Below are 13,526 nucleotides of genomic sequence, written 5' to 3'. Positions count from 1 at the left end.
TTTTTTTTTTTTTTTTTTTTTTTTTTTTTTTTTTTTTTTTTTTTTTTTTTTTTTTTTTTTTTTTTTTTTTTTTTTTTTTTTTTTTTTTTTTTTTTTTTTTTTTTTTTTTTTTTTTTTTTTTTTTTTTTTTTTTTTTTTTTTTTTTTTTTTTTTTTTTTTTTTTTTTTTTTTTTTTTTTTTTTTTTTTTTTTTTTTTTTTTTTTTTTTTTTTTTTTTTTTTTTTTTTTTTTTTTTTTTTTTTTTTTTTTTTTTTTTTTTTTTTTTTTTTTTTTTTTTTTTTTTTTTTTTTTTTTTTTTTTTTTTTTTTTTTTTTTTTTTTTTTTTTTTTTTTTTGTTTTTTTTTTTTTTTTTTTTTTTTTTTTTTTTTTTTTTTTTTTTTTTTTTTTTTTTTTTTTTTTTTTTTTTTTTTTTTTTTTTTTTTTTTTTTTTTTTTTTTTTTTTTTTTTTTTTTTTTTTTTTTTTTTTTTTTTTTTTTTTTTTTTTTTTTTTTTTTTTTTTTTTTTTTTTTTTTTTTTTTTTTTTTTTTTTTTTTTTTTTTTTTTTTTTTTTTTTTTTTTTTTTTTTTTTTTTTTTTTTTTTTTTTTTTTTTTTTTTTTTTTTTTTTTTTTTTTTTTTTTTTTTTTTTTTTTTTTTTTTTTTTTTTTTTTTTTTTTTTTTTTTTTTTTTTTTTTTGTTTTTTTTTTTTTTTTTTTTTTTTTTTTTTTTTTTTTTTTTTTTTTTTTTTTTTTTTTTTTTTTTTTTTTTTTTTTTTTTTTTTTTTTTTTTTTTTTTTTTTTTTTTTTTTTTTTTTTTTTTTTTTTTTTTTTTTTTTTTTTTTTTTTTTTTTTTTTTTTTTTTTTTTTTTTTTTTTTTTTTTTTTTTTTTTTTTTTTTTTTTTTTTTTTTTTTTTTTTTTTTTTTTTTTTTTTTTTTTTTTTTTTTTTTTTTTTTTTTTTTTTTTTTTTTTTTTTTTTTTTTTTTTTTTTTTTTTTTTTTTTTTTTTTTTTTTTTTTTTTTTTTTTTTTTTTTTTTTTTTTTTTTTTTTTTTTTTTTTTTTTTTTTTTTTTTTTTTTTTTTTTTTTTTTTTTTTTTTTTTTTTTTTTTTTTTTTTTTTTTTTTTTTTTTTTTTTTTTTTTTTTTTTTTTTTTTTTTTTTTTTTTTTTTTTTTTTTTTTTTTTTTTTTTTTTTTTTTTTTTTTTTTTTTTTTTTTTTTTTTTTTTTTTTTTTTTTTTTTTTTTTTTTTTTTTTTTTTTTTTTTTTTTTTTTTTTTTTTTTTTTTTTTTTTTTTTTTTTTTTTTTTTTTTTTTTTTTTTTTTTTTTTTTTTTTTTTTTTTTTTTTTTTTTTTTTTTTTTTTTTTTTTTTTTTTTTTTTTTTTTTTTTTTTTTTTTTTTTTGTTTTTTTTTTTTTTTTTTTTTTTTTTTTTTTTTTTTTTTTTTTTTTTTTTTTTTTTTTTTTTTTTTTTTTTTTTTTTTTTTTTTTTTTTTTTTTTTTTTTTTTTTTTTTTTTTTTTTTTTTTTTTTTTTTTTTTTTTTTTTTTTTTTTTTTTTTTTTTTTTTTTTTTTTTTTTTTTTTTTTTTTTTTTTTTTTTTTTTTTTTTTTTTTTTTTTTTTTTTTTTTTTTTTTTTTTTTTTTTTTTTTTTTTTTTTTTTTTTTTTTTTTTTTTTTTTTTTTTTTTTTTTTTTTTTTTTTTTTTTTTTTTTTTTTTTTTTTTTTTTTTTTTTTTTTTTTTTTTTTTTTTTTTTTTTTTTTTTTTTTTTTTTTTTTTTTTTTTTTTTTTTTTTTTTTTTTTTTTTTTTTTTTTTTTTTTTTTTTTTTTTTTTTTTTTTTTTTTTTTTTTTTTTTTTTTTTTTTTTTTTTTTTTTTTTTTTTTTTTTTTTTTTTTTTTTTTTTTTTTTTTTTTTTTTTTTTTTTTTTTTTTTTTTTTTTTTTTTTTTTTTTTTTTTTTTTTTTTTTTTTTTTTTTTTTTTTTTTTTTTTTTTTTTTTTTTTTTTTTTTTTTTTTTTTTTTTTTTTTTTTTTTTTTTTTTTTTTTTTTTTTTTTTTTTTTTTTTTTTTTTTTTTTTTTTTTTTTTTTTTTTTTTTTTTTTTTTTTTTTTTTTTTTTTTTTTTTTTTTTTTTTTTTTTTTTTTTTTTTTTTTTTTTTTTTTTTTTTTTTTTTTTTTTTTTTTTTTTTTTTTTTTTTTTTTTTTTTTTTTTTTTTTTTTTTTTTTTTTTTTTTTTTTTTTTTTTTTTTTTTTTTTTTTTTTTTTTTTTTTTTTTTTTTTTTTTTTTTTTTTTTTTTTTTTTTTTTTTTTTTTTTTTTTTTTTTTTTTTTTTTTTTTTTTTTTTTTTTTTTTTTTTTTTTTTTTTTTTTTTTTTTTTTTTTTTTTTTTTTTTTTTTTTTTTTTTTTTTTTTTTTTTTTTTTTTTTTTTTTTTTTTTTTTTTTTTTTTTTTTTTTTTTTTTTTTTTTTTTTTTTTTTTTTTTTTTTTTTTTTTTTTTTTTTTTTTTTTTTTTTTTTTTTTTTTTTTTTTTTTTTTTTTTTTTTTTTTTTTTTTTTTTTTTTTTTTTTTTTTTTTTTTTTTTTTTTTTTTTTTTTTTTTTTTTTTTTTTTTTTTTTTTTTTTTTTTTTTTTTTTTTTTTTTTTTTTTTTTTTTTTTTTTTTTTTTTTTTTTTTTTTTTTTTTTTTTTTTTTTTTTTTTTTTTTTTTTTTTTTTTTTTTTTTTTTTTTTTTTTTTTTTTTTTTTTTTTTTTTTTTTTTTTTTTTTTTTTTTTTTTTTTTTTTTTTTTTTTTTTTTTTTTTTTTTTTTTTTTTTTTTTTTTTTTTTTTTTTTTTTTTTTTTTTTTTTTTTTTTTTTTTTTTTTTTTTTTTTTTTTTTTTTTTTTTTTTTTTTTTTTTTTTTTTTTTTTTTTTTTTTTTTTTTTTTTTTTTTTTTTTTTTTTTTTTTTTTTTTTTTTTTTTTTTTTTTTTTTTTTTTTTTTTTTTTTTTTTTTTTTTTTTTTTTTTTTTTTTTTTTTTTTTTTTTTTTTTTTTTTTTTTTTTTTTTTTTTTTTTTTTTTTTTTTTTTTTTTTTTTTTTTTTTTTTTTTTTTTTTTTTTTTTTTTTTTTTTTTTTTTTTTTTTTTTTTTTTTTTTTTTTTTTTTTTTTTTTTTTTTTTTTTTTTTTTTTTTTTTTTTTTTTTTTTTTTTTTTTTTTTTTTTTTTTTTTTTTTTTTTTTTTTTTTTTTTTTTTTTTTTTTTTTTTTTTTTTTTTTTTTTTTTTTTTTTTTTTTTTTTTTTTTTTTTTTTTTTTTTTTTTTTTTTTTTTTTTTTTTTTTTTTTTTTTTTTTTTTTTTTTTTTTTTTTTTTTTTTTTTTTTTTTTTTTTTTTTTTTTTTTTTTTTTTTTTTTTTTTTTTTTTTTTTTTTTTTTTTTTTTTTTTTTTTTTTTTTTTTTTTTTTTTTTTTTTTTTTTTTTTTTTTTTTTTTTTTTTTTTTTTTTTTTTTTTTTTTTTTTTTTTTTTTTTTTTTTTTTTTTTTTTTTTTTTTTTTTTTTTTTTTTTTTTTTTTTTTTTTTTTTTTTTTTTTTTTTTTTTTTTTTTTTTTTTTTTTTTTTTTTTTTTTTTTTTTTTTTTTTTTTTTTTTTTTTTTTTTTTTTTTTTTTTTTTTTTTTTTTTTTTTTTTTTTTTTTTTTTTTTTTTTTTTTTTTTTTTTTTTTTTTTTTTTTTTTTTTTTTTTTTTTTTTTTTTTTTTTTTTTTTTTTTTTTTTTTTTTTTTTTTTTTTTTTTTTTTTTTTTTTTTTTTTTTTTTTTTTTTTTTTTTTTTTTTTTTTTTTTTTTTTTTTTTTTTTTTTTTTTTTTTTTTTTTTTTTTTTTTTTTTTTTTTTTTTTTTTTTTTTTTTTTTTTTTTTTTTTTTTTTTTTTTTTTTTTTTTTTTTTTTTTTTTTTTTTTTTTTTTTTTTTTTTTTTTTTTTTTTTTTTTTTTTTTTTTTTTTTTTTTTTTTTTTTTTTTTTTTTTTTTTTTTTTTTTTTTTTTTTTTTTTTTTTTTTTTTTTTTTTTTTTTTTTTTTTTTTTTTTTTTTTTTTTTTTTTTTTTTTTTTTTTTTTTTTTTTTTTTTTTTTTTTTTTTTTTTTTTTTTTTTTTTTTTTTTTTTTTTTTTTTTTTTTTTTTTTTTTTTTTTTTTTTTTTTTTTTTTTTTTTTTTTTTTTTTTTTTTTTTTTTTTTTTTTTTTTTTTTTTTTTTTTTTTTTTTTTTTTTTTTTTTTTTTTTTTTTTTTTTTTTTTTTTTTTTTTTTTTTTTTTTTTTTTTTTTTTTTTTTTTTTTTTTTTTTTTTTTTTTTTTTTTTTTTTTTTTTTTTTTTTTTTTTTTTTTTTTTTTTTTTTTTTTTTTTTTTTTTTTTTTTTTTTTTTTTTTTTTTTTTTTTTTTTTTTTTTTTTTTTTTTTTTTTTTTTTTTTTTTTTTTTTTTTTTTTTTTTTTTTTTTTTTTTTTTTTTTTTTTTTTTTTTTTTTTTTTTTTTTTTTTTTTTTTTTTTTTTTTTTTTTTTTTTTTTTTTTTTTTTTTTTTTTTTTTTTTTTTTTTTTTTTTTTTTTTTTTTTTTTTTTTTTTTTTTTTTTTTTTTTTTTTTTTTTTTTTTTTTTTTTTTTTTTTTTTTTTTTTTTTTTTTTTTTTTTTTTTTTTTTTTTTTTTTTTTTTTTTTTTTTTTTTTTTTTTTTTTTTTTTTTTTTTTTTTTTTTTTTTTTTTTTTTTTTTTTTTTTTTTTTTTTTTTTTTTTTTTTTTTTTTTTTTTTTTTTTTTTTTTTTTTTTTTTTTTTTTTTTTTTTTTTTTTTTTTTTTTTTTTTTTTTTTTTTTTTTTTTTTTTTTTTTTTTTTTTTTTTTTTTTTTTTTTTTTTTTTTTTTTTTTTTTTTTTTTTTTTTTTTTTTTTTTTTTTTTTTTTTTTTTTTTTTTTTTTTTTTTTTTTTTTTTTTTTTTTTTTTTTTTTTTTTTTTTTTTTTTTTTTTTTTTTTTTTTTTTTTTTTTTTTTTTTTTTTTTTTTTTTTTTTTTTTTTTTTTTTTTTTTTTTTTTTTTTTTTTTTTTTTTTTTTTTTTTTTTTTTTTTTTTTTTTTTTTTTTTTTTTTTTTTTTTTTTTTTTTTTTTTTTTTTTTTTTTTTTTTTTTTTTTTTTTTTTTTTTTTTTTTTTTTTTTTTTTTTTTTTTTTTTTTTTTTTTTTTTTTTTTTTTTTTTTTTTTTTTTTTTTTTTTTTTTTTTTTTTTTTTTTTTTTTTTTTTTTTTTTTTTTTTTTTTTTTTTTTTTTTTTTTTTTTTTTTTTTTTTTTTTTTTTTTTTTTTTTTTTTTTTTTTTTTTTTTTTTTTTTTTTTTTTTTTTTTTTTTTTTTTTTTTTTTTTTTTTTTTTTTTTTTTTTTTTTTTTTTTTTTTTTTTTTTTTTTTTTTTTTTTTTTTTTTTTTTTTTTTTTTTTTTTTTTTTTTTTTTTTTTTTTTTTTTTTTTTTTTTTTTTTTTTTTTTTTTTTTTTTTTTTTTTTTTTTTTTTTTTTTTTTTTTTTTTTTTTTTTTTTTTTTTTTTTTTTTTTTTTTTTTTTTTTTTTTTTTTTTTTTTTTTTTTTTTTTTTTTTTTTTTTTTTTTTTTTTTTTTTTTTTTTTTTTTTTTTTTTTTTTTTTTTTTTTTTTTTTTTTTTTTTTTTTTTTTTTTTTTTTTTTTTTTTTTTTTTTTTTTTTTTTTTTTTTTTTTTTTTTTTTTTTTTTTTTTTTTTTTTTTTTTTTTTTTTTTTTTTTTTTTTTTTTTTTTTTTTTTTTTTTTTTTTTTTTTTTTTTTTTTTTTTTTTTTTTTTTTTTTTTTTTTTTTTTTTTTTTTTTTTTTTTTTTTTTTTTTTTTTTTTTTTTTTTTTTTTTTTTTTTTTTTTTTTTTTTTTTTTTTTTTTTTTTTTTTTTTTTTTTTTTTTTTTTTTTTTTTTTTTTTTTTTTTTTTTTTTTTTTTTTTTTTTTTTTTTTTTTTTTTTTTTTTTTTTTTTTTTTTTTTTTTTTTTTTTTTTTTTTTTTTTTTTTTTTTTTTTTTTTTTTTTTTTTTTTTTTTTTTTTTTTTTTTTTTTTTTTTTTTTTTTTTTTTTTTTTTTTTTTTTTTTTTTTTTTTTTTTTTTTTTTTTTTTTTTTTTTTTTTTTTTTTTTTTTTTTTTTTTTTTTTTTTTTTTTTTTTTTTTTTTTTTTTTTTTTTTTTTTTTTTTTTTTTTTTTTTTTTTTTTTTTTTTTTTTTTTTTTTTTTTTTTTTTTTTTTTTTTTTTTTTTTTTTTTTTTTTTTTTTTTTTTTTTTTTTTTTTTTTTTTTTTTTTTTTTTTTTTTTTTTTTTTTTTTTTTTTTTTTTTTTTTTTTTTTTTTTTTTTTTTTTTTTTTTTTTTTTTTTTTTTTTTTTTTTTTTTTTTTTTTTTTTTTTTTTTTTTTTTTTTTTTTTTTTTTTTTTTTTTTTTTTTTTTTTTTTTTTTTTTTTTTTTTTTTTTTTTTTTTTTTTTTTTTTTTTTTTTTTTTTTTTTTTTTTTTTTTTTTTTTTTTTTTTTTTTTTTTTTTTTTTTTTTTTTTTTTTTTTTTTTTTTTTTTTTTTTTTTTTTTTTTTTTTTTTTTTTTTTTTTTTTTTTTTTTTTTTTTTTTTTTTTTTTTTTTTTTTTTTTTTTTTTTTTTTTTTTTTTTTTTTTTTTTTTTTTTTTTTTTTTTTTTTTTTTTTTTTTTTTTTTTTTTTTTTTTTTTTTTTTTTTTTTTTTTTTTTTTTTTTTTTTTTTTTTTTTTTTTTTTTTTTTTTTTTTTTTTTTTTTTTTTTTTTTTTTTTTTTTTTTTTTTTTTTTTTTTTTTTTTTTTTTTTTTTTTTTTTTTTTTTTTTTTTTTTTTTTTTTTTTTTTTTTTTTTTTTTTTTTTTTTTTTTTTTTTTTTTTTTTTTTTTTTTTTTTTTTTTTTTTTTTTTTTTTTTTTTTTTTTTTTTTTTTTTTTTTTTTTTTTTTTTTTTTTTTTTTTTTTTTTTTTTTTTTTTTTTTTTTTTTTTTTTTTTTTTTTTTTTTTTTTTTTTTTTTTTTTTTTTTTTTTTTTTTTTTTTTTTTTTTTTTTTTTTTTTTTTTTTTTTTTTTTTTTTTTTTTTTTTTTTTTTTTTTTTTTTTTTTTTTTTTTTTTTTTTTTTTTTTTTTTTTTTTTTTTTTTTTTTTTTTTTTTTTTTTTTTTTTTTTTTTTTTTTTTTTTTTTTTTTTTTTTTTTTTTTTTTTTTTTTTTTTTTTTTTTTTTTTTTTTTTTTTTTTTTTTTTTTTTTTTTTTTTTTTTTTTTTTTTTTTTTTTTTTTTTTTTTTTTTTTTTTTTTTTTTTTTTTTTTTTTTGTTTTTTTTTTTTTTTTTTTTTTTTTTTTTTTTTTTTTTTTTTTTTTTTTTTTTTTTTTTTTTTTTTTTTTTTTTTTTTTTTTTTTTTTTTTTTTTTTTTTTTTTTTTTTTTTTTTTTTTTTTTTTTTTTTTTTTTTTTTTTTTTTTTTTTTTTTTTTTTTTTTTTTTTTTTTTTTTTTTTTTTTTTTTTTTTTTTTTTTTTTTTTTTTTTTTTTTTTTTTTTTTTTTTTTTTTTTTTTTTTTTTTTTTTTTTTTTTTTTTTTTTTTTTTTTTTTTTTTTTTTTTTTTTTTTTTTTTTTTTTTTTTTTTTTTTTTTTTTTTTTTTTTTTTTTTTTTTTTTTTTTTTTTTTTTTTTTTTTTTTTTTTTTTTTTTTTTTTTTTTTTTTTTTTTTTTTTTTTTTTTTTTTTTTTTTTTTTTTTTTTTTTTTTTTTTTTTTTTTTTTTTTTTTTTTTTTTTTTTTTTTTTTTTTTTTTTTTTTTTTTTTTTTTTTTTTTTTTTTTTTTTTTTTTTTTTTTTTTTTTTTTTTTTTTTTTTTTTTTTTTTTTTTTTTTTTTTTTTTTTTTTTTTTTTTTTTTTTTTTTTTTTTTTTTTTTTTTTTTTTTTTTTTTTTTTTTTTTTTTTTTTTTTTTTTTTTTTTTTTTTTTTTTTTTTTTTTTTTTTTTTTTTTTTTTTTTTTTTTTTTTTTTTTTTTTTTTTTTTTTTTTTTTTTTTTTTTTTTTTTTTTTTTTTTTTTTTTTTTTTTTTTTTTTTTTTTTTTTTTTTTTTTTTTTTTTTTTTTTTTTTTTTTTTTTTTTTTTTTTTTTTTTTTTTTTTTTTTTTTTTTTTTTTTTTTTTTTTTTTTTTTTTTTTTTTTTTTTTTTTTTTTTTTTTTTTTTTTTTTTTTTTTTTTTTTTTTTTTTTTTTTTTTTTTTTTTTTTTTTTTTTTTTTTTTTTTTTTTTTTTTTTTTTTTTTTTTTTTTTTTTTTTTTTTTTTTTTTTTTTTTTTTTTTTTTTTTTTTTTTTTTTTTTTTTTTTTTTTTTTTTTTTTTTTTTTTTTTTTTTTTTTTTTTTTTTTTTTTTTTTTTTTTTTTTTTTTTTTTTTTTTTTTTTTTTTTTTTTTTTTTTTTTTTTTTTTTTTTTTTTTTTTTTTTTTTTTTTTTTTTTTTTTTTTTTTTTTTTTTTTTTTTTTTTTTTTTTTTTTTTTTTTTTTTTTTTTTTTTTTTTTTTTTTTTTTTTTTTTTTTTTTTTTTTTTTTTTTTTTTTTTTTTTTTTTTTTTTTTTTTTTTTTTTTTTTTTTTTTTTTTTTTTTTTTTTTTTTTTTTTTTTTTTTTTTTTTTTTTTTTTTTTTTTTTTTTTTTTTTTTTTTTTTTTTTTTTTTTTTTTTTTTTTTTTTTTTTTTTTTTTTTTTTTTTTTTTTTTTTTTTTTTTTTTTTTTTTTTTTTTTTTTTTTTTTTTTTTTTTTTTTTTTTTTTTTTTTTTTTTTTTTTTTTTTTTTTTTTTTTTTTTTTTTTTTTTTTTTTTTTTTTTTTTTTTTTTTTTTTTTTTTTTTTTTTTTTTTTTTTTTTTTTTTTTTTTTTTTTTTTTTTTTTTTTTTTTTTTTTTTTTTTTTTTTTTTTTTTTTTTTTTTTTTTTTTTTTTTTTTTTTTTTTTTTTTTTTTTTTTTTTTTTTTTTTTTTTTTTTTTTTTTTTTTTTTTTTTTTTTTTTTTTTTTTTTTTTTTTTTTTTTTTTTTTTTTTTTTTTTTTTTTTTTTTTTTTTTTTTTTTTTTTTTTTTTTTTTTTTTTTTTTTTTTTTTTTTTTTTTTTTTTTTTTTTTTTTTTTTTTTTTTTTTTTTTTTTTTTTTTTTTTTTTTTTTTTTTTTTTTTTTTTTTTTTTTTTTTTTTTTTTTTTTTTTTTTTTTTTTTTTTTTTTTTTTTTTTTTTTTTTTTTTTTTTTTTTTTTTTTTTTTTTTTTTTTTTTTTTTTTTTTTTTTTTTTTTTTTTTTTTTTTTTTTTTTTTTTTTTTTTTTTTTTTTTTTTTTTTTTTTTTTTTTTTTTTTTTTTTTTTTTTTTTTTTTTTTTTTTTTTTTTTTTTTTTTTTTTTTTTTTTTTTTTTTTTTTTTTTTTTTTTTTTTTTTTTTTTTTTTTTTTTTTTTTTTTTTTTTTTTTTTTTTTTTTTTTTTTTTTTTTTTTTTTTTTTTTTTTTTTTTTTTTTTTTTTTTTTTTTTTTTTTTTTTTTTTTTTTTTTTTTTTTTTTTTTTTTTTTTTTTTTTTTTTTTTTTTTTTTTTTTTTTTTTTTTTTTTTTTTTTTTTTTTTTTTTTTTTTTTTTTTTTTTTTTTTTTTTTTTTTTTTTTTTTTTTTTTTTTTTTTTTTTTTTTTTTTTTTTTTTTTTTTTTTTTTTTTTTTTTTTTTTTTTTTTTTTTTTTTTTTTTTTTTTTTTTTTTTTTTTTTTTTTTTTTTTTTTTTTTTTTTTTTTTTTTTTTTTTTTTTTTTTTTTTTTTTTTTTTTTTTTTTTTTTTTTTTTTTTTTTTTTTTTTTTTTTTTTTTTTTTTTTTTTTTTTTTTTTTTTTTTTTTTTTTTTTTTTTTTTTTTTTTTTTTTTTTTTTTTTTTTTTTTTTTTTTTTTTTTTTTTTTTTTTTTTTTTTTTTTTTTTTTTTTTTTTTTTTTTTTTTTTTTTTTTTTTTTTTTTTTTTTTTTTTTTTTTTTTTTTTTTTTTTTTTTTTTTTTTTTTTTTTTTTTTTTTTTTTTTTTTTTTTTTTTTTTTTTTTTTTTTTTTTTTTTTTTTTTTTTTTTTTTTTTTTTTTTTTTTTTTTTTTTTTTTTTTTTTTTTTTTTTTTTTTTTTTTTTTTTTTTTTTTTTTTTTTTTTTTTTTTTTTTTTTTTTTTTTTTTTTTTTTTTTTTTTTTTTTTTTTTTTTTTTTTTTTTTTTTTTTTTTTTTTTTTTTTTTTTTTTTTTTTTTTTTTTTTTTTTTTTTTTTTTTTTTTTTTTTTTTTTTTTTTTTTTTTTTTTTTTTTTTTTTTTTTTTTTTTTTTTTTTTTTTTTTTTTTTTTTTTTTTTTTTTTTTTTTTTTTTTTTTTTTTTTTTTTTTTTTTTTTTTTTTTTTTTTTTTTTTTTTTTTTTTTTTTTTTTTTTTTTTTTTTTTTTTTTTTTTTTTTTTTTTTTTTTTTTTTTTTTTTTTTTTTTTTTTTTTTTTTTTTTTTTTTTTTTTTTTTTTTTTTTTTTTTTTTTTTTTTTTTTTTTTTTTTTTTTTTTTTTTTTTTTTTTTTTTTTTTTTTTTTTTTTTTTTTTTTTTTTTTTTTTTTTTTTTTTTTTTTTTTTTTTTTTTTTTTTTTTTTTTTTTTTTTTTTTTTTTTTTTTTTTTTTTTTTTTTTTTTTTTTTTTTTTTTTTTTTTTTTTTTTTTTTTTTTTTTTTTTTTTTTTTTTTTTTTTTTTTTTTTTTTTTTTTTTTTTTTTTTTTTTTTTTTTTTTTTTTTTTTTTTTTTTTTTTTTTTTTTTTTTTTTTTTTTTTTTTTTTTTTTTTTTTTTTTTTTTTTTTTTTTTTTTTTTTTTTTTTTTTTTTTTTTTTTTTTTTTTTTTTTTTTTTTTTTTTTTTTTTTTTTTTTTTTTTTTTTTTTTTTTTTTTTTTTTTTTTTTTTTTTTTTTTTTTTTTTTTTTTTTTTTTTTTTTTTTTTTTTTTTTTTTTTTTTTTTTTTTTTTTTTTTTTTTTTTTTTTTTTTTTTTTTTTTTTTTTTTTTTTTTTTTTTTTTTTTTTTTTTTTTTTTTTTTTTTTTTTTTTTTTTTTTTTTTTTTTTTTTTTTTTTTTTTTTTTTTTTTTTTTTTTTTTTTTTTTTTTTTTTTTTTTTTTTTTTTTTTTTTTTTTTTTTTTTTTTTTTTTTTTTTTTTTTTTTTTTTTTTTTTTTTTTTTTTTTTTTTTTTTTTTTTTTTTTTTTTTTTTTTTTTTTTTTTTTTTTTTTTTTTTTTTTTTTTTTTTTTTTTTTTTTTTTTTTTTTTTTTTTTTTTTTTTTTTTTTTTTTTTTTTTTTTTTTTTTTTTTTTTTTTTTTTTTTTTTTTTTTTTTTTTTTTTTTTTTTTTTTTTTTTTTTTTTTTTTTTTTTTTTTTTTTTTTTTTTTTTTTTTTTTTTTTTTTTTTTTTTTTTTTTTTTTTTTTTTTTTTTTTTTTTTTTTTTTTTTTTTTTTTTTTTTTTTTTTTTTTTTTTTTTTTTTTTTTTTTTTTTTTTTTTTTTTTTTTTTTTTTTTTTTTTTTTTTTTTTTTTTTTTTTTTTTTTTTTTTTTTTTTTTTTTTTTTTTTTTTTTTTTTTTTTTTTTTTTTTTTTTTTTTTTTTTTTTTTTTTTTTTTTTTTTTTTTTTTTTTTTTTTTTTTTTTTTTTTTTTTTTTTTTTTTTTTTTTTTTTTTTTTTTTTTTTTTTTTTTTTTTTTTTTTTTTTTTTTTTTTTTTTTTTTTTTTTTTTTTTTTTTTTTTTTTTTTTTTTTTTTTTTTTTTTTTTTTTTTTTTTTTTTTTTTTTTTTTTTTTTTTTTTTTTTTTTTTTTTTTTTTTTTTTTTTTTTTTTTTTTTTTTTTTTTTTTTTTTTTTTTTTTTTTTTTTTTTTTTTTTTTTTTTTTTTTTTTTTTTTTTTTTTTTTTTTTTTTTTTTTTTTTTTTTTTTTTTTTTTTTTTTTTTTTTTTTTTTTTTTTTTTTTTTTTTTTTTTTTTTTTTTTTTTTTTTTTTTTTTTTTTTTTTTTTTTTTTTTTTTTTTTTTTTTTTTTTTTTTTTTTTTTTTTTTTTTTTTTTTTTTTTTTTTTTTTTTTTTTTTTTTTTTTTTTTTTTTTTTTTTTTTTTTTTTTTTTTTTTTTTTTTTTTTTTTTTTTTTTTTTTTTTTTTTTTTTTTTTTTTTTTTTTTTTTTTTTTTTTTTTTTTTTTTTTTTTTTTTTTTTTTTTTTTTTTTTTTTTTTTTTTTTTTTTTTTTTTTTTTTTTTTTTTTTTTTTTTTTTTTTTTTTTTTTTTTTTTTTTTTTTTTTTTTTTTTTTTTTTTTTTTTTTTTTTTTTTTTTTTTTTTTTTTTTTTTTTTTTTTTTTTTTTTTTTTTTTTTTTTTTTTTTTTTTTTTTTTTTTTTTTTTTTTTTTTTTTTTTTTTTTTTTTTTTTTTTTTTTTTTTTTTTTTTTTTTTTTTTTTTTTTTTTTTTTTTTTTTTTTTTTTTTTTTTTTTTTTTTTTTTTTTTTTTTTTTTTTTTTTTTTTTTTTTTTTTTTTTTTTTTTTTTTTTTTTTTTTTTTTTTTTTTTTTTTTTTTTTTTTTTTTTTTTTTTTTTTTTTTTTTTTTTTTTTTTTTTTTTTTTTTTTTTTTTTTTTTTTTTTTTTTTTTTTTTTTTTTTTTTTTTTTTTTTTTTTTTTTTTTTTTTTTTTTTTTTTTTTTTTTTTTTTTTTTTTTTTTTTTTTTTTTTTTTTTTTTTTTTTTTTTTTTTTTTTTTTTTTTTTTTTTTTTTTTTTTTTTTTTTTTTTTTTTTTTTTTTTTTTTTTTTTTTTTTTTTTTTTTTTTTTTTTTTTTTTTTTTTTTTTTTTTTTTTTTTTTTTTTTTTTTTTTTTTTTTTTTTTTTTTTTTTTTTTTTTTTTTTTTTTTTTTTTTTTTTTTTTTTTTTTTTTTTTTTTTTTTTTTTTTTTTTTTTTTTTTTTTTTTTTTTTTTTTTTTTTTTTTTTTTTTTTTTTTTTTTTTTTTTTTTTTTTTTTTTTTTTTTTTTTTTTTTTTTTTTTTTTTTTTTTTTTTTTTTTTTTTTTTTTTTTTTTTTTTTTTTTTTTTTTTTTTTTTTTTTTTTTTTTTTTTTTTTTTTTTTTTTTTTTTTTTTTTTTTTTTTTTTTTTTTTTTTTTTTTTTTTTTTTTTTTTTTTTTTTTTTTTTTTTTTTTTTTTTTTTTTTTTTTTTTTTTTTTTTTTTTTTTTTTTTTTTTTTTTTTTTTTTTTTTTTTTTTTTTTTTTTTTTTTTTTTTTTTTTTTTTTTTTTTTTTTTTTTTTTTTTTTTTTTTTTTTTTTTTTTTTTTTTTTTTTTTTTTTTTTTTTTTTTTTTTTTTTTTTTTTTTTTTTTTTTTTTTTTTTTTTTTTTTTTTTTTTTTTTTTTTTTTTTTTTTTTTTTTTTTTTTTTTTTTTTTTTTTTTTTTTTTTTTTTTTTTTTTTTTTTTTTTTTTTTTTTTTTTTTTTTTTTTTTTTTTTTTTTTTTTTTTTTTTTTTTTTTTTTTTTTTTTTTTTTTTTTTTTTTTTTTTTTTTTTTTTTTTTTTTTTTTTTTTTTTTTTTTTTTTTTTTTTTTTTTTTTTTTTTTTTTTTTTTTTTT

The 13,526-nt window shown here is 0.0% G+C and carries 1 protein-coding gene (only partly in view); it reads right to left on the bottom strand.

On the bottom strand, positions 1–13,526 hold part of the coding region annotated (locus G6O69_RS42680; protein WP_176397402.1) for a hypothetical protein (this coding region is incomplete at its 5' end). The annotated region is longer than the window, extending 4,259 nt past the left edge and 33,974 nt past the right edge; 13,526 of 51,759 annotated nt are visible.

It is taken from the genome of Pseudenhygromyxa sp. WMMC2535 (genome assembly GCF_011083025.2).
Note: the sequence above shows the minus strand (reverse complement) of the source record. Positions and strands in the feature narration are given on the sequence as shown.